This window comes from Nitratireductor sp. XY-223 (assembly GCF_004959855.1).
Classification (GTDB): domain Bacteria; phylum Pseudomonadota; class Alphaproteobacteria; order Rhizobiales; family Rhizobiaceae; genus Hoeflea_A.
In genome coordinates this window covers 204,926-228,002 of sequence record NZ_SPNT01000006.1, presented here as the reverse complement: position 1 = coordinate 228,002, position 23,077 = coordinate 204,926, and the positions used below count along the sequence as shown (strand labels likewise).

The 23,077-nt window shown below is 62.6% G+C and carries 20 protein-coding genes; 5 read left to right on the top strand and 15 right to left on the bottom strand.

Annotated elements, in window-relative coordinates:
• Positions 1-23: 23 nt before the first annotated feature.
• The 6 genes from E4M07_RS20245 to E4M07_RS20220 all read right to left on the bottom strand — a co-directional run bounded on the left by E4M07_RS20245 (position 24) and on the right by E4M07_RS20220 (position 6,505).
• Positions 24-653, bottom strand: coding sequence for a hypothetical protein (locus E4M07_RS20245; protein ID WP_136660213.1), 630 nt, complete (start codon positions 651-653; stop codon positions 24-26).
• A 133-nt stretch (positions 654-786) separates the two neighbouring features.
• Positions 787-1,578, bottom strand: a complete 792-nt coding sequence (locus E4M07_RS20240) for an alpha/beta fold hydrolase (RefSeq protein WP_169054313.1) — start codon at positions 1,576-1,578, stop codon at positions 787-789.
• A gap of 45 nt (positions 1,579-1,623) precedes the next feature.
• Positions 1,624-3,339 carry a 2-isopropylmalate synthase gene (gene leuA / locus E4M07_RS20235; protein ID WP_136660211.1) on the bottom strand — a complete coding sequence of 572 codons (1,716 nt, stop codon included), beginning with the start codon at positions 3,337-3,339 and terminating at the stop codon, positions 1,624-1,626.
• 138 nt (positions 3,340-3,477) lie between these two features.
• Positions 3,478-3,690 (bottom strand): hypothetical protein, encoded by a 213-nt coding sequence (locus E4M07_RS20230; RefSeq protein WP_136660210.1) that lies wholly within the window; start codon positions 3,688-3,690, stop codon positions 3,478-3,480.
• Positions 3,656-5,833 (bottom strand): anthranilate synthase, encoded by a 2,178-nt coding sequence (locus E4M07_RS20225; RefSeq protein ID WP_136660209.1) that lies wholly within the window; start codon positions 5,831-5,833, stop codon positions 3,656-3,658. The genes E4M07_RS20230 and E4M07_RS20225 overlap by 35 nt, the downstream gene beginning before the upstream one ends.
• Positions 5,834-6,046: 213 nt before the next feature.
• Complete coding sequence (locus E4M07_RS20220; protein ID WP_169054312.1) at positions 6,047-6,505, bottom strand: MarR family winged helix-turn-helix transcriptional regulator; 459 nt, start codon at positions 6,503-6,505, stop codon at positions 6,047-6,049.
• Between the two features lie 179 nt (positions 6,506-6,684).
• Here E4M07_RS20220 and E4M07_RS20215 point away from each other — a divergent pair, with 179 nt between their 5' ends.
• Together E4M07_RS20215 and E4M07_RS20210 are read left to right on the top strand one after the other, a co-directional pair.
• Positions 6,685-7,002, top strand: a complete 318-nt coding sequence (locus E4M07_RS20215) for a hypothetical protein (RefSeq protein WP_136660207.1) — start codon at positions 6,685-6,687, stop codon at positions 7,000-7,002.
• Between the two features lie 130 nt (positions 7,003-7,132).
• Positions 7,133-8,296 carry an adenosylhomocysteinase gene (locus tag E4M07_RS20210; protein ID WP_136660206.1) on the top strand — a complete coding sequence of 388 codons (1,164 nt, stop codon included), beginning with the start codon at positions 7,133-7,135 and terminating at the stop codon, positions 8,294-8,296.
• Positions 8,297-8,302: 6 nt separating this feature from the next.
• Here the strand turns inward: E4M07_RS20210 and E4M07_RS20205 are convergent, their stop codons facing one another.
• A complete protein-coding gene (locus E4M07_RS20205) occupies positions 8,303-8,911 on the bottom strand; it encodes a TetR/AcrR family transcriptional regulator (protein ID WP_246660523.1) in 609 nt (202 codons plus the stop codon).
• Positions 8,912-9,107: 196 nt separating this feature from the next.
• Here E4M07_RS20205 and E4M07_RS20200 point away from each other — a divergent pair, with 196 nt between their 5' ends.
• On the top strand, positions 9,108-9,512 hold the full coding sequence (locus E4M07_RS20200) for a hypothetical protein (RefSeq protein WP_136660205.1): 405 nt from the start codon (positions 9,108-9,110) through the stop codon (positions 9,510-9,512).
• A 29-nt stretch (positions 9,513-9,541) separates the two neighbouring features.
• Complete coding sequence (locus E4M07_RS20195; protein ID WP_136660204.1) at positions 9,542-9,988, top strand: nuclear transport factor 2 family protein; 447 nt, start codon at positions 9,542-9,544, stop codon at positions 9,986-9,988.
• A gap of 61 nt (positions 9,989-10,049) precedes the next feature.
• Here the strand turns inward: E4M07_RS20195 and E4M07_RS20190 are convergent, their stop codons facing one another.
• On the bottom strand, positions 10,050-11,729 hold the full coding sequence (locus E4M07_RS20190) for a formate--tetrahydrofolate ligase (protein ID WP_136660203.1): 1,680 nt from the start codon (positions 11,727-11,729) through the stop codon (positions 10,050-10,052).
• A 198-nt stretch (positions 11,730-11,927) separates the two neighbouring features.
• Entirely contained in the window at positions 11,928-15,035 is a 3,108-nt protein-coding gene (gene putA, locus E4M07_RS20185; protein ID WP_136660202.1) for a bifunctional proline dehydrogenase/L-glutamate gamma-semialdehyde dehydrogenase PutA, read from the bottom strand.
• 112 nt (positions 15,036-15,147) lie between these two features.
• On the opposite strand from putA, the gene E4M07_RS20180 reads away from it, so the two are divergent.
• Positions 15,148-15,609, top strand: a complete 462-nt coding sequence (locus tag E4M07_RS20180) for an Lrp/AsnC ligand binding domain-containing protein (protein WP_136660201.1) — start codon at positions 15,148-15,150, stop codon at positions 15,607-15,609.
• 42 nt (positions 15,610-15,651) lie between these two features.
• On the opposite strand, the gene E4M07_RS20175 is transcribed toward E4M07_RS20180, so the two are convergent.
• From E4M07_RS20175 to E4M07_RS20150, 6 genes are all read right to left on the bottom strand, one after another.
• Positions 15,652-16,776, bottom strand: a complete 1,125-nt coding sequence (locus E4M07_RS20175) for a DUF2333 family protein (RefSeq protein ID WP_136660200.1) — start codon at positions 16,774-16,776, stop codon at positions 15,652-15,654.
• On the bottom strand, positions 16,769-18,070 hold the full coding sequence (locus E4M07_RS20170) for a DUF6638 family protein (protein ID WP_136660199.1): 1,302 nt from the start codon (positions 18,068-18,070) through the stop codon (positions 16,769-16,771). The genes E4M07_RS20175 and E4M07_RS20170 overlap by 8 nt, the downstream gene beginning before the upstream one ends.
• 11 nt (positions 18,071-18,081) lie before the next feature.
• Complete coding sequence (locus tag E4M07_RS20165) at positions 18,082-19,998, bottom strand: AAA family ATPase (protein WP_136660198.1); 1,917 nt, start codon at positions 19,996-19,998, stop codon at positions 18,082-18,084.
• Between the two features lie 3 nt (positions 19,999-20,001).
• Positions 20,002-21,147, bottom strand: coding sequence for a hypothetical protein (locus E4M07_RS20160; protein ID WP_136660197.1), 1,146 nt, complete (start codon positions 21,145-21,147; stop codon positions 20,002-20,004).
• A 2-nt stretch (positions 21,148-21,149) separates the two neighbouring features.
• Positions 21,150-22,238 carry a hypothetical protein gene (locus E4M07_RS20155; protein WP_136660196.1) on the bottom strand — a complete coding sequence of 363 codons (1,089 nt, stop codon included), beginning with the start codon at positions 22,236-22,238 and terminating at the stop codon, positions 21,150-21,152.
• A gap of 377 nt (positions 22,239-22,615) precedes the next feature.
• On the bottom strand, positions 22,616-23,005 hold the full coding sequence (locus E4M07_RS20150; RefSeq protein WP_136660195.1) for a cytochrome c family protein: 390 nt from the start codon (positions 23,003-23,005) through the stop codon (positions 22,616-22,618).
• Positions 23,006-23,077 lie beyond the last annotated feature (72 nt).

Genomic DNA, 23,077 nt, shown 5'->3' with positions numbered 1-23,077 from the left:
GGTATCGAGCCCCGGGGGCGAAACTAGCCGGCGCCGAGGACCGGCGCGAGCTGTTCCCAAAAAGCCGTCGCGATCACCAGACCGGCGACAATCAGACCGAGAATGAACCAGAACAGGGCCTGCAGTGCGCCGAGGCCTCCCGATCTGGATGATTCCCGCCCCCCTTGCTTATCGACTGCGTCGTTCCGGCCTGTTTCGCCGCCGACGCCGGACGGATTCTCCTCCTGCGTCGCCGAATCCGTGGAAAACCGCATATCGCTCGCCAGATACCGTTGGCGCTGGACCATGCGCTCCGCCACATAGTGGGTCACGCTGTCGGCGATGCTCATCAGGTCGGCGCTCTCGGCCATGACAACCCGGCCGTAGCGCGTGTCGCGCACGAAGCGGTAGGTACGCCGGTCCGGCCCCATCTGCACCTGGGCGATGGCATCGATCCAGAGCCGCGGTTGCTCTCCGGATGAAAGGTAGAAGTCGAACTGGTCGTCCTCCGCCGGCACTTCCTTGAAAACAGGCTCCAGTTCCTCGGCCAGCAGTTCGAGGCGCGCGTGAACCGCCTCCCGCATCTCGACCACCACGTCCTCGCGTTCCGCCGCCGCGATCCGCGCCTGGCGCACGACGTCGGAAAGGCGTCTGCTTCCCGTGGCCTTTTTCATTCGAGCGATCCGCCGTCAACTATGGTTAATCGAGCCTTAACATAGTGTATCTGCGTGGAAAATTAAATCGGCCATCGCCCCGGTTTGCCGGCCGGACAGGCGGCCCGGCCGGGGCACGAACACCGCAATTTCGTCAGGCCGCCCGCATGTTCTGTTCGATCAGCCGTATCACCGCGTCCGTGCGTTCCTCGATCAGCATGTGGCCGGTGTTTTCGAACACATGGGCTGCGAACATCGGCGGCAGGCGGTGCGCCTGGCGGGTCGGCAGCACCCGGTCCTGCGTGCCCCAGAGCACCTTCACCGGCATCGGCAATGTGGCAAGTTCGCTGCGGCTGAACATGCCCTGATAGAAATCGTCGCCCTCGCGCCGCAACATGCTGTCGAGAATGGAATTCAGCCCGTCGATCGCGCCCGGCGCACCGCGCCTTGCGAAAAGATCATCCACCAGGTTTTCCGGCACCTTGCTGTTCCAGCCGAACATGTTTTCGAGCGCCGCCAGTATTTCGGCAGGCGTTTTCGCGGACGCGTAGCGGCGCAGCAGCCGGTGGTTGATCTCCGGTCCGTAGCCGCCGGGCGCAAGCAGTGTCATCGACGCGATCAGGTGCGGTGTGCGCAGGGCGATCAGCGTCGCGACGGCGCCACCCATCGAGTGACCGACCAGATGCACCTTGTCGAAACCCCGCCGCGTGATATCCGCGGTGATCGCGCCCGCCATCTTACCGGTCCGCGCCAGGTTTGCTCCGAGCGCCGAACCCCCGTGGCCGGGAAGATCATAGGCGATGGTCGCGTTGTTGCCGGCAAGACTGCGCTGAATATCCGACCAGACGCCGGCACTGGCGCCGAAGCCGTGCAGGAAAACGAGCGGCGCTCCGTCGCGCCGCCCGTCCTCGATTGCATTGAGTTGCAAATCCGCTGCGGGTTCCAAGATATTGTTTTCCTTTCCTGAGACCGGCAGCGGACGCCGGCGCGCTTACTTGTTATCGATCAATCGGTTGGCGGCCGAAACGACGGCTTCGAGTGAGGCAGCGACGATATTGGTGCTGATACCGACCCCGAACAGCTTGCCGCCCGGATGCTCCATTTCCATGTAGCAGATCGCCGCGGCATTGGCGCCGTGCTGAAGCGAGTGCTCCGAATAGTCGGCGACCGTGATATCGATACCGATATGCTGCGAGAGCGCATGGACGAACCCGTCGATCGGACCGGTGCCCTGCCCGGTGATCTTGATTTCCTCGCCTTTGTCGCGGATCAGCGCCTCGACCTCACGCACACCCTTCGTCTCGAGTGACGGGAAGGTGTGGTGATCCACATAGGAAAGCCGTGCACCCGGCTGCTCGACATAGCGCTCCAGGAACCGGTCGTAGATCTCCTTCGACGGCAGTTCGCGACCGACATCGTCGGTGATGCGCTGGATATCGCCCTGGAACTCGATCTGCAGGCCGCGCGGCAGGTTTAGCCCGTAGTCCTCATGCAGCACGTAAGCGATTCCGCCCTTTCCCGACTGCGAGTTGATGCGGATGATCGCCTCGTAGGTACGGCCGACATCCTGCGGATCGATCGGCAGGTAGGGCACCTCCCAGATTTCCGTGTTGGCGGCGCGGATCGCCTTCATGCCCTTGTTGATGGCGTCCTGGTGGGAGCCTGAAAAGGCTGTGTAAACCAGTTCGCCCACGTAAGGGTGGCGTTCAGGGATCACCATCTGGTTGGAGTACTCGTAGACCGCCTTGATCCGCTCGATATCGGTGCAGTCAAGCTGCGGATCGACCCCTTGCGTGTACATGTTCAGCGCCAGCGTCACCACGTCGACATTGCCGGTGCGCTCGCCATTGCCGAACAGCGTGCCCTCGACCCGGTCGGCGCCGGCCATCAGGCCGAGCTCGGTCGCGGCGATGCCGGTTCCCCGGTCGTTGTGCGGATGCAGCGAGACAATCAGGTTCTCGCGGTTGTCGAGGTTGCGGCACATCCACTCGATCTGGTCCGCGTAGATGTTGGGCGTCGACATCTCGACGGTCGACGGCAGGTTGATGATCAGCTTGTTGTCCGCCGTCGGCTGCACCACTTCGATGACCGCGTTGCAGATTTCAAGCGCCACCTCCAGCTCGGTGCCGGTGAAGCTTTCCGGCGAATACTGGAAGCGGTAGCCGCCGCCGGCCTTCTCAGCCATGTCGGTGACCATCTTGGCGGCATCCACTGCGATCTGCTTGATGCCGGCAACGTCCTTGGCGAACACCACGCGGCGCTGCAATTCGCTCGTCGAGTTGTAGAAATGGACGATCGGCCGATGCGCACCGTCCAGCGCCTCGAAGGTCCGCGTGATCAGTTCCGGACGGCACTGCACCAGCACCTGCAGGGACACATCCTCGGGCACATCGTGGTCTTCGATGCACCAGCGGGCAAAATCGAAATCCGTCTGCGAGGCGGACGGGAAGCCGATCTCGATTTCCTTGAAACCCATGTCAAGCAGCAACTGGAACATGCGCGACTTGCGCTCGTGCCCCATCGGGTTGACCAGCGACTGGTTGCCGTCGCGCAGGTCGACGGAGCACCAGACGGGCGCCGTCTCGATGCGCCTGGACGGCCATGTACGGTCATCTAGGCCGGTCAGCGGATAGGGCTGATACTTGCGCGCGGCATGCGGCATACCGCCGTTTTTCTTCGACTCGGGATACGGGTCAGTGGTTGTCATTTTCTCTCTCGTTCGTCTCTGAGCCGTGCCGCTCGCCAGGATGCGAATAGGGCCGGCTTAGCCTGTAGGGCCTTTGGTCTTGGTCTGTAAAGGAGAAAGGAGCACATGCCAGCGGCGAACCGATCGCCGGACGCTCCTCTAACGGGCCCGACGATCGCCAGTAAGGTCGAGAAGAAGAAGCGACAGGTCAAGCGCGACCGCGGTCCGCGCGTCGGCGCGTACCCGATAGTCTTCGATCGCTGCGTTGACCGTGTTGATCATCATGGCGGAGTTATAACCGCGACTTGGATCAACGGCAACTGTCTTGTCCGCTTCGCTATTTTTGCTTGCGCACGAGATGGGCGACGACATTCTCGATCATCCGCATGCCGGCATCCTGTCCCAGCGACATGATCGACTCGGGATGGAACTGCACCGCGGCAACCGGGTCCTTGGTGTGCTCGATGCCCATGATCGTGCCGTCTTCGCTCTCCGCCGTGATCGTGAAATCTTTCGAAAGGGTGGCCGGATCGGCGAAGATCGAATGGTAACGCCCGACCGTGACCTCATTGCCAAGCCCGGAAAAAACGATGCCCGGATCGTTGATCCTTATCCGGGACGGCTTGCCGTGCATGGGAACCGCCAGCGTGCGCAATTCGCCGCCATAGGCCTCGGTGATGGCCTGCAGCCCCAGGCACACACCAAACAGCGGGATGCCGCGCTTGCGCACCTTCTTGATCGTCGCCTTCGTATCGAAATCCTTCGGGCTGCCCGGTCCCGGTGACAGCACCACCAGGTCCGGGTCGAGATCGTCGAAGACCGCCTCGTCGACCGGCGTGCGTACCGTGGTCACCTGTGCGCCCGTCTGCCGGAAATAGTTGGCCAGCGTGTGCACGAAGGAATCCTCGTGGTCCACAAGCAGGATGCTGACACCGTCGCCGACCCTGGCGGCGCTGCGCGATGAGGCGGCCTCGTTGGTCTGGCCGGCGTCGCGGATCGCCGCCAGCATGGCCGACGCCTTCAGCTCCGTTTCCGCCTCCTCGTCCTCGGGCACCGAATCGAACAGGAGGGTCGCCCCGGCCCTGACTTCCGAAATCCCGTCCTTCACGCGGATGGTCCGCAGCGTCAGCCCGGTGTTCATGTCGCCGTTGAAATTGACCATGCCGATGGCGCCGCCATACCAGGCCCGCGGGCTCTTTTCGTGCTCCTCGATGAAGCGCATGGCCCACAGCTTCGGCGCGCCCGTCACGGTCACCGCCCAGGCGTGGCTCAGGAAGGCGTCGAAGGCATCCATGCCATCGCGCAGCCGGCCCTCGACATGATCGACCGTGTGGATGAGGCGCGAATACATCTCGATCTGGCGGCGGCCGATCACCCGCACTGAGCCCGGCACGCACACCCGGCTCTTGTCGTTGCGGTCGACGTCGGAACACATGGTGAGTTCCGATTCGTCCTTCTTGGAATTCAGCAGTTTGAGAATCTGCTCGGAATCGGAGATCGCGTCGTCGCCACGCTTGATGGTGCCGGAGATCGGGCAGGTCTCGACCCGGCGGCCGCTGACACGCACGAACATTTCCGGCGATGCGCCGATGAGATATTCGCCCTGCCCGAGATTGATGAAGAACGAATAGGGCGAGGGATTGGTCGCCTTGAGCCGGCGCGAAATCGCCGATGGCGGGCTGACGCAGCGCTCGAAGAACATCTGCCCCGGAACCACCTCGAAAAGATCGCCCTTCTTGAAGCTCTCCTTGGCCTTGTTGACCAGATCGGCGTACTCACCGGGCCGGTGGTCCGCCCGCGGCGGCGTCTCTTCGGTTTCGGTGAACGGTTCCGGCTCGGTCTCACGCGACTTGCCCTCCGTCGTGAACCCGCGGCGGGAATAGTCGTACCGGTCGATCCAGGCGCGCGCCGAATAGTGGTCGACCACCAGGATCTCGTCGGGCAGGAACAGAACCATGTCGCGCTGGTCCTCCGGACGGTCCAGATGTTGCGGCACGCTGTCGAACTGGAAGGCAAGATCGTAGCCGAACGCCCCGTAAAGGCCGAGATTGCTGTCCTCCTCCGTATGGAACAGGTCCATGATCGCGCGCAGCACCGTGAAGACGGTCGGGACACGCGAGCGTTCCTCCTCGGTGAAGGTCCGCTTCGGACCGGTCACGGAGAGCGGTATGCAACGCCGCGTGCGCTTGCCGACCGTGACCTCGGAAAGCCGGCCAAGCCGCCGTTCCACCATGTCGAGCAGCGCCTCGCCGCGTTCATTGTGCGCCTCGAAGCGCATGTCGCGCCCGCGCGAGGTGATCGAGAGCGGCGGATCGATGATGGCCGTGTCCCAGCGCGTGTAGCGGCCCGGATACTCGTAGTTGGAGGAAAAGACAGCGCCGCGGCGGCTGTCGAGCCCGTCCACATAGGCCTCGATCGCATCGGCATAGGGTGTGTCCGCGCGGGTCCGGGTGATCTCCACGCCGCCGCGCGTGACAATGATTTCCGTGTTTTCGTCTGTTTTTGTCGCCGTCATTCCTCAAATCCTCAAAATCCGAAACCCGGCACAAAAAAACCGCCGGGATGGTCCTCAGCGGCTTAGCAAGTTCCACGCACAGCTGGCTGCGGCCGCCTTTAGCGGGCCCACCACCAGATCGTGTTGATGTCGTGCGCGTCAATCATGCCTATCTGTTAACGCCCCACGGAAGGGAGCGCAAGGTGCGATCGACAAATCCGGCGCCAATGCCCGTCAGGGGTCCGGATTTTCGGCAATGCGCTTGAGCAGCCGGCGCAATTGCGCGAATTCCTCGTCGCTGTAGTGGCGTGCGAATTCGCGTTCGACCGAATTCTTGACCGCATCCGCGTCCCGCATGGCGCTGCGGCCCGCTTCTGTCAGGCGCACGATCCTTGCCCTCGCGTCGGACGGATCGCGCTCGCGCTCAAGGATGCCTTCATCGACGAGGCTGTCGACGAACTGCTGGACCGCCTGCTTGGTGAGGCCCGTTCGGGCAACAAGATCCGATTGCTTGAGCCCCCGGCGCGGCAGTTGGCCCAGTATGTTGGCCCTGGCCTCGGTAAACCAGCCATGGCCCATCTCCTGCATGCCGCTGACGAACCGATGTTTCCAGCGGTCGCGAGCCCGCCACAGATCCCATCCGATATGATCCGGAAGCGGACTGTCCTGCGTCTGGCTGCGTTTTTTCGTCACGTCGTTGCCGCCATTAGTCAAGCTACTTGACCTTTTCATTCTTCATCCATATAGTCAAGTTGCTTGACTATATATTCCGAAACCGGATCACCGTGCCCGCAAGCGCCGGTGCGCATGGTTATGCCGTGCACGGTTTCATAGCGAAGTGGTCGGCATATGAAAACCAAAGGGAGCTGTTCATGGCCATACTTGAAAAAGCGGTGCTCGCAATATTGACCATCGGATCCACACATTATGTCGATATCGGGCAGGATACCGACGCCGTCATCTACTACGCCGACGAAAGCCGGGTGCACATGGTGCTGCCGGGCGGACCGCAGATGAACGGGAACTGGCACCTTCTGCCGAACGGATATCGTGTCAAATGGGAAAATGGGCCGGAAGGCGACTGGCAGATTTCCCACAAGCCGGGCGTGCTGACCTATATCGACGGCGACGGAAAGTCGGTCGGCACCGTCACGCGCCTGGTGCCGGGCAATCCGGAGAACTTTCGCTAGAAACCACGGCGAAGCCCGCCTTTGCGGGCTTCCCTCCCCGCCACTGCCACCCGGCGGATTTGTTTCGTCCCCTCATTCGGCTAAACTGCCCGTTTTGGCGCGGGCAACACGCATTCACGAGGCGCACCGGATGACGGACAGGCACACAAAATCGCGGATCGACTGGGTTTCGGAGAGCTGCAGGCTGCTGGCGCAGATCGAAGCCGAGTTCGCCCGCACCAAACCGTTCCAGGACCTGACCATCGGGACCGGCATTCACCTCGAACCAAAGACGGCCGTCCTGCTGCGCACGCTGCATTCCGGCGGCGCGCGCATCGTTGCCACCGGCAATCTCAACAGTACCCAGCCCGAAACCGTCAGATATCTCCTAGAACACGGCGTCGAGGTGACGGCAGAACAGACGATCGACCATGAGGTACACGATCTGTCGCTCAACCAGATCATCGCCGAACAGCCGGACCTGTTGCTCGACAATGGCGGCGACCTGTTCGCCGTCTACGCCGAAAGCCCCTATCCCGGCCTCATCGGCGGCACGGAAGAGACCACCTCCGGCCGCATGCGGCTGGAGCCGATGCGCGCCGAGCTGCAACGGCCGATCCTGGTCATAAACGACAGTCCCATCAAGCAATTCGCTGAAAACCGGCACGCCGTCGGCCAGAGCATGTTCGAAAGCTACATGCGCGTGACCAACCGCTCGACCAACGGAAAGCGCGTCACGGTCTTTGGCTACGGCGCCTGCGGCCGCGGTGTCGCCGCCTGCTTTCGCAACGCCCACAGCGTTGTCAGCGTCGTCGACGCCGATCCCGTCAAGGCGCTGGAGGCGCATCTCGACGGTTTCAGCACGCCGCTACGCCCGGATGCCATTCGCAGTGCCGATGTCATCGTCACCGAAACCGGCGCCGTCAACGTGATCGCCGCCGGCGATATTGAGCATTTCAAGGACGGTGTAATCCTGATGAATGGCGGCCATTTTCCGACGGAGATCGCCGTCGGCGACCTGACGGACAGCGCGATGGTCGTCCGCCGCGATCAGTTCGAGGAGCTCGAGATTGAATCCTTACGCCTGAAGGATGGCCGCGCCGTTCACATCGTCAGCGGCGGACATATGGCCAATCTCGCCGGCCCCCGGCCCCTCGGCAATTCGATCGAGTCGATGGATCTCGGCTTCGCGCTGCAGGCCCGCTGCCTTGAATACATTGCCCAGGGCCGGGCCACGAAAGCGGATTGCGTCGTGCCTGTTCCGAACGCGATCGATGCGGATATCGCCAACGCCTATCTCGCGCTCAACCGGTAAATCGGCTCAATGCGCGAGAATCATCTGCACACGGTGGTCCAGGTCACGCCGCAGCTTCCCTGCTGTCCAGCCTGCCCGGCCCCTGAACATATATCCCTGGCGGATATCGTAGAGCAGCGCCGCCCGTTCCAGCGACGGGAAATCGGCCGGCAGATTGCCTTTCGCGATCTCCTTATCGAAACGGGCCGCCAGCCGCCGGTCGGTGTCTTCGATCGCGCACTCGACACGCTCGGCCACCCCGTCGACCTGGCCGATATTGGTCGAAACACTTGACGCCAGGAAGCAGCCTTTGGCGCCGCTGTCATTGTCCGTCGCGTGATCGATGACCGACTCCAGGAATCCGCGCACCGCCTTCTCGATATCGGGCTCGGCCTCGAAGGTGACCACGGGTTCACAGCCGTCGACATCGGCATAGCGGTCGATGGTCTTCAGGTAGAGCTCGCGCTTGTCGCCGAAGGCCGCGTACATGCTCGGACCGGTGATCCCCATGGCCTTGGTCAGGTCGCGCAGGGACGCGCCGTCATAGCCCTTTGCCCAAAAGACGTTCATCGCCTGCAGAAGCGCCGCGTCGTAATCGAATGTCCGGGGCCGCCCTAATTTTTTTGTATCGCTCAATATATATTCCTTGACCGAGCCACGAATCGATGCTTTATGTATCGAACAATATATAAATCAGAGTAAAACCGATGACCAGCCCTGAATAACCGGACGGAAGCGTTTTCCGGACGCCGGACCATCATTGCCCGATGTTAACGAGACACCGGATCGGCCCGGCAATTCCCAGGCAAATTCCCACCAGCGAGCGATACAAATGACCGACGCAAGACAAGCAGAAATTCGGGCGACGATCGACGCCCTGATCATAGCCGGCACGACCTCCGACCTCGGCGGGCTGGACCGGATCTATCACGACAACATGAACATCGTCATGATCGACACGGACGGCAACCTGACGCGGGCCGACAAGCCCACCTTCATCGCGATGTTGAAGGAAATGGTCGATCAAAGCGACGGCGCGGCGAATGACTGGGCCGAATACAATGTGGTGGAAGCGTCGGGCGACGCCGGCCACGTCCTCATCACGCGCAAAGTCAACCTCGGCGGTGACGACCGGATCCTCGTTCTCAGCATCGACCTCGTCTTCGAGAACGATCGCTGGCAGGTCACCCGCGAAGTGATCTTCGCGCGGCCAAATCCCGACCCGACACCGACATGACCCCTTAACCGATAAAGGAGAACCATTCCATGCGGTTAGTACTTGCATTCGCCCTGTTTTGGGTTTCCGTCAACCTTGCAAACGCCGACTCGCCCCGGGGCGATGCCATCGCCGATCTGATCGCCGTCAACGACCGGTTCAATGCCGCAGCCGCCGCGCACGACGCCGATGCGCTGGTCGGGCTTTATGCCGACGAGACGCTCTGGATCGCCGAAGGCGAACCGGTTTCAGTGGGTCTGAAGGGACCGCGGGAACTGTTTGAATTTGTCACTGCGAACAAGGGAGACGTGACGCACACCATCGACCATCTGTTCGTTTCCGACGATGCGTCCCTGGCCGTGATGATCGGTTCTGTCGATGCCAGGATCGAAACGATGGGCATGGACGCGACGGGCACCTATCTCTTCGTTCTGCGGCCGGACGACGACGGTTGGGAGATCGTCACCGACATGTGGCACCAGCACAAGGCGCAATAAACCATCTCGAAGGGCCGGCTTTTCGAAGCCGGCCCTTGTCATCGAAATTCCTGCGTGCTGCCTAAAACAGGCCTTCGATATGGCCCTGTTCGTTGAGATGGATCTTTTCCGACGACGGCACCTTCGGAAGGCCGGGCATGGTCATGATCTGGCCGCAGATGACGACGATGAAGCCGGCGCCGGCCGAGAGCCGCACCTCGCGGATCGGCACGGCATGGTCGCTCGGCGCGCCGCGCAGGTTCGGATCGGTCGAGAAGGAGTACTGGGTCTTGGCCATGCAGACCGGCAGATTGCCATAACCCTGCTCTTCCCACTGGCGCAACTGGTCGCGGACCGACTTGTCGGCGATAACCTCCGAGGCGTGATAGATGCCTTTGGCGATTGTCTCGATCTTCTCGAACAGCGGCATGTCGTCGGCGTAGAGCGGTGCGAATTGCGAGGCACCGGATTCGGCGAGTTCCACCACCTTGCGCGACAGTTCTTCGATCCCGGCCGAACCCTCGGCCCAGTGCCTGCACAGGATCGCCTCGGTGCCCAGTGTCTCGACATAGTCCTGGACCGCGCGGATTTCCGCATCGGAGTCGGAGATGAAATGGTTGACGGCGACGACGACCGGCACCCCGAACTTCTTGACGTTCTGGATGTGCCGACCGAGATTGGCGCAGCCCTGCACCACGGCCTCAACGTTCTCCGCGCCGAGGTCTTCCTTCTTGACCCCGCCGTTCATCTTCATGGCACGCACGGTGGCCACGATCACCGCCACGTCCGGTTTCAGATCGGCCTTGCGGCACTTGATGTCGAAGAACTTCTCGGCGCCGAGATCGGCGCCGAAACCCGCTTCCGTTACGACATAATCGCCAAGCTTGAGCGCCGTCGTAGTCGCGACGACCGAGTTGCAGCCATGGGCGATGTTGGCGAACGGACCGCCATGGACGAAGGCCGGGTTGTTCTCCAGCGTCTGAACGAGATTCGGCTGCATTGCGTCCTTCAGCAGCACCGCCATGGCGCCGTCCGCCTTGATGTCGCGGCAGAACACCGGGGTTTTGTCGCGGCGGTAGCCGATGATGATGTTGCCGAGGCGCTTCTCGAGGTCCTCGAGGTCCGTCGCCAGGCACAGGATCGCCATGACCTCGGAGGCGACGGTGATGTCGAAGCCCGCCTCGCGCGGGAAGCCGTTGGCGACGCCGCCGAGCGAACAGACAATCTCGCGCAGCGCCCGGTCGTTCATGTCCATGACGCGCCGCCAGGCTACCCGGCGGATATCGATGTTGAGCGCATTGCCCCAATAGATGTGGTTGTCGATCATCGCCGACAGGAGGTTGTGCGCCGAGGTGATGGCGTGGAAATCGCCGGTGAAGTGCAGGTTCATGTCCTCCATCGGCACGACCTGCGCGTAGCCGCCGCCGGCAGCGCCGCCCTTGACGCCGAAACAGGGGCCGAGCGAGGCCTCGCGGATGCAGATGACGGCCTTCCTGCCGATACTGTTGAGGCCGTCGCCGAGGCCGACGGTGGTCGTCGTCTTGCCTTCGCCGGCGGGCGTCGGGTTGATGGCTGTCACGAGGATCAGCTTGCCGTCGTCCTTGCCCTTCTGGGCGGCGATGAAGTCGGCGGAAATCTTCGCCTTGTCGTGGCCGTAGGGAAGCAGGCTCTCGTTCGGGATGCCGAGTTTCGCGCCGATCTCCTGGATCGGCTTCTTGTTAGCTGCGCGGGCAATCTCAATATCGGTCTTGACGTCGGCCATCGTTCCCATTCCTCTTCTGGCGCTTGCAACCGGGCGGTTGCCCGCGCACATAAACGCATGATGCGCGCCACCGGACGGTTCAAAACTGCCGAAAATTGAAACAAAAACGACACGGCCCGACACCGCGCCGGTGGGACGCGGCGTTCGGGTTCTGTCATGCTCCCGTGAAAATTACAAGGAAATTTTCACGGGAATTCGTCAGTCGTCGCCGATGGCCATCAGGCTCGCGTTGCCGCCGGCGGCCGCGGTGTTGATCGACACCACCTGTTCCTGGGCGAAGCGGCAAAGATAGGTCGGGCCGCCGGCCTTGAAGCCGGTGCCCGAGAGCCCCGATCCGCCGAAGGGCTGGGTTCCGACGACGGCGCCGATCGTATTGCGGTTGACATAGATGTTGCCGGTGTCGAGACGGCCGAGGACCTTTGCGATGCGCGATTCGATGCGCGTGTGCAGCCCGAGAGTCAGGCCGTAGCCGCTGGCGTCGATATCGTTCAGCACCTGGTCGAGCGTCCCGGCCTTCCAGCGCACCACGTGAAGGATCGGCCCGAACACCTCTTCCTTCAGCGCCGACGGCCGGTCGAGCTCGACGATGTGCGGCGCGAAGAACGTACCTTCCTTCGGCGCTTCACCGGCGAAACGCACCGTCTGCGATTTCTCCATCTCGGCGATATGCGCGGCCAGCATCGAACGCTGCCCCTCGTCGATGATCGGCCCGACATCGGTATCGGCCTTTTGCGGCAGCCCGAGATGCAGTTCGCGCGTCGCGCCCTCGATCATCGTCAGCATCCGGTCGGCCACGTCATCCTGCAGGAACAGGATGCGCAGCGCCGAGCAGCGCTGGCCGGCGGATCGGAATGCCGACATGATAACGTCGTCGGCAACCTGTTCCGGCAGAGCCGTCGCATCGACGATCATGGCGTTGAGCCCGCCGGTCTCGGCAATCAGCGGAACGATCGGTCCGTCCTTGGCGGCAAGCGTCCGGTTGATCGCGCGTGCAGTGCCGGTCGAGCCGGTGAAGGCAACACCGTCGATCTTAGGGTGCGCGACCAGCGCGGCCCCGGTCTCGCCGTCGCCCGGAAGATAGATCAGCACGTCCTCCGGCACGCCAGCCTTGTGCAGCAGCCGCACCGCCTCGAAGGCGATCAGCGGCGTCTGCTCCGCAGGCTTCGCGATGACCGCGTTGCCGGCAGCCAGCGCCGCCGTTACCTGGCCGAGGAAGATAGCCAGCGGGAAGTTCCACGGGCTGATGCAGGCAAAGACGCCGCGTCCGCGCCAGCCGTAGCGGTTCTCTTCGCCTGTCGGGCCCGGCATCGTCTGCGGCTCGTCGAACAGTTTTTGCGCCTGGATCCCGTAATAGCGCAGGAAATCGACCGCCTCGCGGATCTCGGCAATGCCGTCATCCAGCGTCTTGCCCGCCTCAAGCGATAGCAGCGACATGAAACGGTCGCGGTCGGCCTCGAGCATGTCGGCAGCGCGCGACAGTGCCGCCGCGCGTTTGGCGGCGGGAAGCCGGGACCAGCGGCCGAAGCCGGCGCGCGCCGCTTTCATTGCGGCCGCGATATCGTCGGCGCCCGCCTGGGCGATCGTTCCCACAACCCGGCCCGGTTCCGCCGGCGCGTGCACTTCGACGCCGCCCCGGTGGACCTTGACGCCCGGAATCAGCGGATGCGCCTTGACCGCGGTCACCGCATTTTCCATTCCGCCCGTCAGGTCCCTCACTGCTTCGCGGTCGCCGAATTCGACACCGGCGCTGTTCTGCCGGTCGCCGTAGATCCGCAGCGGCAGCGGAATGCCGCTGTGGCGCGCGCTTTTGCCGTCCCTGAAGCCGAGCTGGTCGAGCGGCCGCTCAAGCAGCTCGCTGATCGGCACATTGACGTCGCCGGCAACGGCCACGAAGGAGGAATTGGCACCGTTTTCGAGCAGCCGGCGCACGAGATAGGCAAGCAGGTCGCGATAGCCGCCGACGGGCGCATAGATGCGGCACGGGACCGGGACGTTGTTTTCCGATACGGCGTCGTAGAGCGACTCGCCCATGCCGTGCAGGCGCTGGAACTCGAAGCCGCCGCGGTCGTCGCCCGCCATTTCAAGGATCATCGCAACGGTCAGCGCATTGTGCGTGGCGAACTGCGCGTAGATGCGCGAGCGCATGTCGAGCATCTTGCGCGCGCAGGCGAGATAGGAGACATCGGTGGCCGCCTTGCGCGTGTAGACCGGGTAGTCGGCAAGGCCCCGCTCCTGCGCCAGCTTGACTTCCGTATCCCAGTAGGCGCCCTTGACGAGGCGCACCATCATGCGCCGTCCCGCATGGCGGCACAGGGCGTCGACATAGTCGAGCACCTGCGGCGCGCGCTTCTGATAGGCCTGGACCGCCAGCCCGAAACCGTCCCAGCCCTCCAGCGACGGGTCGCAGAAGACGGCGGCCATGACCTCCAGCGAAAGTTCCAGCCGGTCGGCCTCCTCCGCGTCGATGGTAAAGTTCAGGTCGTGTGCCTTGGCTCGCTGCGCGAGTTTGAGGACACTCGGCACCAGCTCCTCGACCACCCTTTCCCGGTGCGTTGCGTGATAGCGCGGGTGCAGGGCCGAGAGCTTCACGGAAATGCCCATCCGGTCCGGCAGCTTCGTTTTGCCCGCCGCCTTGCCGATCGCGTCGATGGCATCGGCATAGGACTGCCAGTAGCGCTCAGCGTCGGCCGCCGTCCGGGCGCCTTCGCCGAGCATGTCGAAGGAATGCCGGTATCCGCGCTCCTCGCTTTTGGCGGCCCGCGTCAGCGCGGCGGAAATCGTCTCGCCAAGCACGAAATGGTGCCCGAGAAAGCGCATTGCCTGTTTGGTCGCCGTGCGCACCGTCGGCAGGCCGAGCCGCTTGACCAGCCCCTGCAGCAGCGATTCCGGCGTCTCGCCGGGCTTGATGACCCGCGCCGTAATGCCGAGTGCCCAGGCGGAGGCGGCGACGAACCAGGTATCGCCGTGGCCGTCCTGGGCGCTCCAGTTGCCCTCTTTCAGCTTGTCCTCGATGAGCTTGTCCTGTGTTCCCGCATCGGGCACCCGCAGCAGCGCCTCCGCCAGCACCATCATCGCCAGCCCCTCGGGCGTCGAAAGCCCGTATTCGCGCAGGAAATCCTCGACACCGCCGATCGATCCTGAGCGGTTGCGGATAACCTTGATATAGCGTGTGGCGCGCTCGTCGATGGCGGCATTCTGCCTGTCGTCGAGCTGCAGTTGCATGGCGAAATCGGCGATCAGGGCATCGTCATCGGCGGCATAGGGCGCCGCGAACTGCGGCACGACCGTGGAAAGCGGGGCGTTCATTCAATATCTCCCGTGTTTTCCTCATTATATCGCGAATGCAATGGGGTTTTTCACTATATTTCGATAAAAATTTTTGCTAATCATCTAGGAATAACAATATTCATGGTGAAATATGAAAGATATCGACCAGACTGATCGCAAGATCCTCCGGCTGCTTCAGCGGGACGGAAGGCTGACGAATATCGAGCTCGCCGACCGCATCAACCTGTCCGCCACGGCAACGGCCGAGCGGGTCAAGCGCCTGATGCGCGAGGGCTTCGTGGAGGGATTCTCGGCGCGGCTATCGCCTTCAAGACTCGGACGCGACATGCTGGTTTTCGTCGAGGTCAAGCTGGATCGCACCACGGCCGACGTGTTCGAGGCCTTCGCCGAGGCGGTCCGCCGATCCGACGACGTCATGGAGTGCCACATGGTCGCCGGCGGCTTCGATTACCTGGTCAAGGCCCGGGTGCAGGGCATGGCGGCCTATCGCGCCTTTCTTTCCGATGTCATCCTGCCCCTGCCCGGCGTGCGCGAAACGCACACCTACGCGGTAATGGAGGAAGTCAAGAGCACGTCCTATCTGCCGGTCTGATCGCCGGGCCGTTTCAAGGTTGGATAGAAACTGTCCAAAAAATCAGCGGTCGAGGATCGAGCGGACCTCGACGAGGTTCGAACGCACGCGCAACAGGTAGAAGCCGACCGTAGCCAGATGCGACGGCATGATCCAGCCGTCCTCGCGGCCGTTCGAGACGATCACCGGGTTGAGATCAAGCGTCAATCTCAGTTGCTCTTCCATCGTGTTCCAGACGTCCTCGAGCTGGCGCCGTTCGATGATCTCGCCGAAATCCGCATGCGCGGCCTTGAGGATGCCGTAATAGGCGTAGAGCTGGCCATAGGTGAACCAGAACTGGTTGTCGGCGCGGGTATCGAACCAGCCGGCATTGCTGAAATCCGACCGATCGCGCAACATTTGCGAGGTGGAGCCGATGTCGGCCGCGATCCGGTCGACGAAGCGGATCAGGTTGTCGGCGCGCGCATCGAAGACGGCATCGCAGCTTTCCAGGCGGTCATTGAAGGCGCGCAGCCTGTCCCGCCCTTCCCGGTAGGCGGCCGGAGACGGCGCGATCGGGCCGAACGGCGACAGGCTGAAATACCAGGTGTACTGATCGTACTGGATGCGCCCGCGCGCCCGGTCAAGATCGGCATCGGCGGCAGATGTGCCGCGCACCCGGCCGAGCGCGTCGACAAGTTCGATGGCGGTGCGCTGGACCGCCTGGTGCACGCCGCGCTGGAACGAGGCCTTGTTGTCGAGGAACGGTGTTGCGTCCCAGGGAATGCCGAAGAAACCGGCCTTGTAGAGCAGCGTCGATGAAATCCACGCATTCTGGTCGACCGTGAAGTCGATCAGATCGGCCGTCACGTCAACAATCGCAGAGCGGCTGCAGGTCCGCGTCGTCGCATCGCTGTTTTCGACCGATGGCTGGTCACCGGCATTCACGCCGCGATCCTCGAGATTGTAGGCAGCGACGTAGTCGGGATCGAAATTGCGGATCCAAAGCGCCCGCCAGATGAATATGGCGTAGAGAACGACCAGCGCCAGCACCAGGCCGCCGACGACCGCCTTGAGCATGAAACCCTTGCTGCGATACCAGCGCCCGGCGGCCAGGAACGGCCACAGGATCCAGGCGATCACCACGCCGATGCCGTGGCCGATCCAGTGGAAGACACGCTCGAAGAACGCAATGATCGGATCAAGCATGAATTCTGTCCTCCTGAAAACCGTATAGGCGGTGCCGGAACGCGCGCTTGTTGCGCAGGTAGGTGTCCAATAGCGTCTTCACCGCGTGGGCGCGATAGGCTTTGTCGTAGGTCTCGTAGCTGGCGTGGAATCCCTGCTTGTCGAAGACGAAGCGGGAGACGAAATCCGCCGGCACGAGGACGCTGATCAGCCGGCTGACCAGCCAGCAGTCCTCATGATCGGGTTTCGCGCGCACCAGCAGGAACCGGTGCGCCGCATCGGCCTCGTCGAGCGGAAACTCGCCGTCGGCGGCGATCCTGCGCGCGGCGGCCTGCAGGAACGGATAGACGCCATCCTCGGCAACGGCCTTGGCATTGCGGTGGATCCAGGTCTGTAGCCAGATGGCATCCAGCCGGTCGAACGGCGCCTCGGGGTCGAGCCTGCGGATCAGGTCGAAGAGCACCATGTCGGTCCGGTGATCGAGATAGCCCGACCGCTCGATCCAGGAGGCGCGCGGCAGTTCGACCCGTCCGGTTCTCTGCAGGAACTCCAGGATGCGGTCATGATCGTCGAGCGCGATGTAGCTCACCTGCCACGGACGCGAACGACGGAAACCGGGCGCCTTCGGATCGCAAATGACGGTTGTGGTGCGGTCGTCGATAAAGACGAATATGCCGCCGAAATGACCCGACCAGAACGCCTCGTGGCGGAACACCACCTGGTCGGGCACCAGCGCGTTCTTGCGGATGTCGCCGGTCTGCTGTGCAAGATCCACCATCCGCTCGATCATGGCGTCGTCGCGCCAGGCACCGGGCACGCCGGTCAGCCGGTCGCACAGTCCGCGCAGTTCGTCCGCCTTGCCCAGCATGTCGTCGGCGGAAAGCACGTTGAACGTGACCTCCTGGATTGACAGCAGGTCATCGATATCCGCCACCCGCACCACATCCTCCGCGATCTCGCCATAGAGCACGTCGCGGATCGTGACCGCGTGGATGGCGCGCCGGTTGGCGTCGAAGAACGCATGCATGAGGGAGCCGGTGTTGGAAAAACTGGTATGCACGACCGGCAGCCCCTCCTGGGCCGGGGACAGGATAATGAAGCGCCGGTTGACGGCATTGGGGTCGAGATATTGCGGATCCTCCAGCTCCTCCGCGATCTCCGGTGAAAATCCGGTCATGTCGATGCGGAACCGGTCAAGCGCGGTGCGCGGCAATCCGAACGCCTCCAGCGCCCGGTTGTAGCGCTCGATCAGGTGCGGCTCGGTGACTTCGAGCAACTGTCCGTAGATCAGGTCGTGTTCGGCAAGGAGTTCCATTCGGTCTTGCTCTAGCTGTCCCAACGGCCGTCGCGCTTCATGGCCTCGATCTCGCGCACCGCCTTTTCCCGTCGACGCTCGCGGCGGATGATGTCCTCGACCGCCGCGTCGTCGGACTTGTCCGTGTAGCGGAACTCGGAATCGGCATAGCGGTTGATCTCCTGCAGCACCATGTCGATAGTGAAGGGCCCGCGCAGTTCCTCGATCATCGCCGTCTTTTCCTCGTAGGGCTTGTGCATGAAGGCGTCCGGCGTCTCGAACCAGTCGTCCGGCAATTCGATGTCCATCGCACGCATCTTGATGGCGTCGGTGATGTTCTTGATCGCCCGCCCGGTGAAGCGTGGCTCGGCCAGCTTGATCCGGTGAAGATAGTCGCCCACATCCGCCATGGTCTTGATGCCGCCGCGTTCCTTGCGGAAGACCTCCCAGACAGCCGCAAGCCCGTCCTCCTGCGGCCGGTCGTGACCCGCATAGGAGGCGGCGACCGCCTTCTTGATCTGCTGGCCGGCATAAAGGTTGTGCTTGCCGAGCGGGATGTCGTGATTGCCGCCCGCCAGCAGCACGAAGATGTCGATATAGTCCTCGCGGCTTTGCGGTCCGTCCACCAGCCAGCGGGCGCCGGCCCTCTGGCGCAGGGCGTCGTCGACATTCTCCGGATAGTTGGAGAACATGCCGAAGGTGCAATTGCCACGCACCACCGTCGTCGCGCCGGCGAAGCTCTCCATCAGCACCGCCGTCACCTCGTGCTGCCCGGCCGAGGCGCGGTCGTCCGAGCGCCGCGCCGCCACCTGGTCGATATCGTCCACCGTACCGAAGCCGATCGCCCGCGGATTGACGACATTGTCGACAAACGCCTTGCAGTTCTGCCCGGATTTTCCCTGGTAGGAGGAGATCTGGTCGACCCCGAAATTCTCGTAGTGGAACGGATAGCCGGCGATCTGGCAGTAATCGTTGATCATGCCGGCGATCATCTGGATGAGGATCGTCTTGCCGGTGCCCGGCATGCCGTCGCCGATGAAGGTGAACAGGAAACCGCCGAGCTCGACGAAAGGGTTGAGCTGCCTGTCGAAATCGTAAGCGACGAGCATCTTGGCCAGCTTCATCGCCTGGTACTTGGCGATGTGGTTGCCGATGATCTCCTCGGGTTGCTTGAAGGTCATCGCCAGCGGCTTGCGCCGCTCGCCGGGCGCGACCTCGAAGCCGTCGAGGGTGAAATCGTCCTGTTCGATGCGGATATGCGCATCGGCGAAGGCGGCAAGGCCGGTGAAGCGCGAGCGGCGTTGCAGCAGGCCCTCGAGCGCCGTGCGGGCGAACGCCTTGGCCCGGGCGACGAGCGCCGTTTCATCGGCAACGCCGGCGATCGCGCCGTCGAGCCCCGCAAGCATGGATTTCAAGGCGTCCTGGGGCGTGTCGAACAGGAAATCCGGCTCGTCCACGTCGTTGACCGGCTCGCCTTCCGTGCCCAGAAGCTGCAGCAGATAGGCGGCGAAGGTGAAAGCCGCGACATAGGCGCTCGCCGAAAGCAGCGCCTTGAACTGAACGGCCGCGTCCCCCGACAGCGGCGCGCCGGCATTTTCGGCCTGCAGCCGCTCCAGATCCGTCTGCCGGGCGAACGTATCCGCAAGCGCCAGCGCGACGGCCAGTCCGCGCCGGGCACGGTAAAGCACGTTGTGTTGCGCGATCGACAGCATCTGATCGTCGGGGCGGACCGCGGCGACCGTCTTGACCAGTTCGATCTCGCGCGTGCGCCGCACCGACCCGGTCGATACGGTCGAGACAAACCGCCGGCCGGTGCCGGCAAGGCCGGTTTTCGAGCGTCTGTCGCCGCGCTCCAGGATCACCAGCCGGGTCACCAGGCTTTGCGCCGTGCTGAGGTGCTTGGCGATGTCGTCCTCATGCACCGTGGTCAGACCTGTGTTCTGGCTCATCGGTTAGACCCCGCTTGTTATCTGGTTGCCGGAGATGACGTGCACCTTGAAGCCGCCGAAAACCGTCTCCGCGTCGCCGCTCGCGAATAATGCCTGGTATGCGTCGTGCGGCACGAGCGCGTGTTTCTCGTAGAAACTGACCCCCTGACGCGCTGCCTCCAGATCACTGGTGTCGATGTGGAACTCCTGACGCGCCGGGGTCGAACGCCACAGGCCGCGCTCGGCCGCGCGTTCGCCCGTCGCGGCGATTTCCTGGATCGTCCAAGTCAGCATCCAGGCGTTTTCGGGCTTGCGCACCTTGGCGAGGATCTCCGTCACCGTGTTGTTGTGCTCGGTCACGCCGGCCGAATAGAACGGCCCGAGCACGAACCGCTGCAGCCGTTTCGGATGCAGCGTCTCGAAATCCTGGTCGAGGTTGCCCGCGATCGTTGCCGGCGTCAGCGAATAGGCGCTGTTTTTTTCCGCGAAATCGTCAAAGCGGTGGGCAAGGTCCGGGTTGAGCAGTCCTTCGACCGGCAGCGGGACGGTGATCTTGGGATTCATCTTGCCGTTCGGCAGCACCAGCATGTCGCAAAGCTCGCGGCTGGAGTCCTCGATGGTCGCCATATAGACCATCGGCAGCGACTGGCTGCCGTCGAAAAGACCCCAATGCACGACATAATAGGGCCGGCGCGTCTTGGGATTGACCGAAACCCGCACCGTTTGCGGCAGCACGAAGGGTGAGAAAACCGCGCCCCTTTCGATCGTTTCCAGGTAGGCGCGCTCCGCCATGCGCGCCTGCAGGGCCTTGGGGAAGGCCTTCTGCCGCAATATGAAGTCCACCATCTCACGCCGCAGTTCGTCGCCGGAGGGCAGCGATTCCAGCCGGGACTTCGCCTTCTTGCGGTCGTTGTCGAGTTCCAGAACGTTCTGGAAGGCGGGAAAGCCGCTTTCTGCGCGCAGGATGCGGAAGGACTCTGTAAAGCCGATACGGTTGCGCCAGCAGGCGAATGTCTGCATCAGCCTGTCGACATAGGGCGTGACGACCTGGCCGACCAGCTGGTGCCTGTATAGCGGGGACTGCGCGTCCGCCAGGAACGACTCGAGCCCGCCCAGCGCGTCCTCGATCGCGCCGAAATAGCGTGCCGCCTGCGCGTTGGGCCCGTTCATGCTCAGGCCTGGACGTAGTCGGCCGCGTTGTGTTTTTCCATCACTTCGGCGAAGCGGCGCGCGAAGGCATCATCGGCGAGCTTCTTGCGGCGCTGGATATCCTGCGTCGCAAGCATGTTCTTCTCGTGCATCTCCAGGAGATCGGCGATGTGCCGCTGGGACGCGGAGCCGATGCCGGCCATGGTTTCCTCGGCCGCCGTATCGACCTGGCTGCCGAGCGTGTTGATCTTGTGCGCGACGTCCTGCTGGGCCGCTGTTTTCAGCGAATCCTCCAGCGCCTTGTAAAGGACGATGCGCTGTTCGGTGTCGATATTGAGCTTGTTGATCAGCGTGTTCTGCGCCGCGATCTGGTTGTTGAGGGAATCGACGAAGGTCTGGAACATCGAGGTGTAGCGCTCGAGTGTCTGGCTCTCGGCGAGCAGTTCCTGCTCCTTTGCCTGTGCCGCGTTGTACTCGTTCGCCAGCGCCGAGCGTTCGCCTTCGAGCTGAGTGCGCTCCTGCTGGTCGGTCGAGGCAGCGATACGGTTTTCGAGGTCCATGAGCTGCGGGTTGAGCTCATCGATGCGTTTTTGCACCTCCTCGATCGCCGAGACTGTGCCCTTGCGCCGTTCGATAACGCTGACAAGGCTTTCCTCGGATGTCTTGTAGCGTTCGTCGAGGATGCTCTTCTGTTCCTTGAGGATGCCCACGATGGCGTCCGATTTCGACAGCAGCTCCTGCAGGTTACCGGCGAGCGACATGTTGCGGACACGGTCCGTGCGCATGCGCTGCATGCGCTGTTTGGAAAAGACGCCGACGAATTTTTCCCAGCCGGAGAAATTCTTCATGCTCTCGAACTCGGCGCCGAACACATTGGTGGCGTCCTCCAGCCCGATGATCAGGTCGGCGATGTTCGCTTCCATGGTTTTCTGCTGGCGCAGGACATCCTCGATGCGGGCGTTTTCGATATCGAACTCCGCGTCTCCGAGCTTCGTTTCCGCCTTCGAAAACTTTTCAAGGACTTCGCCGGACTGCGCGATCTTGGAGCGCATCTCCTCAACAATGCCTCTTGTCTTTTCGATTTCCGAGTCGAGATTCTGCAACGTCGCCATAAAATTCCCCCGTTAAGAGTCGGCCCGTAAAGGCCGCCATGGATCCATGCGCGCACTGATAGCTCCGGCTCGCATTTGACAGCAATTCGTCTGCCACGGCAACGGCTGTCGTTAGCCGCCGTTTTGCGTTTGTCGTTCGGTTTTATGTTGGTATTGGACCATGCGACTGCAAGTCTGCAGGACAATGGTCACAGTATGAGGAACCGCTCGGAATAGCTGAACCATAAGGCGCGGGCCACCTGAAGCCCTTCAATTAACTTGCTGAAAAGGCTGAAAATATTTATGGGACTCGCTGAACGGATACGGTGCCGGCGGCAAACGGAATCAAAAAACGCGCCGTTCGGGCGCGTTTTTGAGACGATATGGCTGCGGCGACCCTAGTCCGCGGCGGACGGATCCTGCAGATAGGCGAGCAGGTTTTCTATGTCCGCGTCTTTCCTGACGCCGGCGAATGCCATACTGGTTTTCTTGACAAGATCCTTCGGCTTTTTGAGATAAACCGTCAGCGTCTCGACATCCCAGACCTTGTCGTCGGACCCGAATTCGACCATGGCCTTGGAGTATTTGAATCCTTCGATCGACGCGACCGGTCTGTCGATGATTCCGACAAGATGCGGCCCTACCTTGTTCTTCTCTTCCTCAACCACATGGCAGGCCTTGCATTTCCTGAAGACCTTGGCGCCCTTTTTTGCGTCGCCCTCGGCAAGGGCGGGTGCGGCGAGAACGGCAAAACCCACAGTGACAGCCGCAAAAACTCCAAATCGCATTGATCCCTCCTTCGTCGTGATCGGGCAAATGAATAGCCCTGAAGCCGATCCTATAGCAATGGTCGGCCCCCT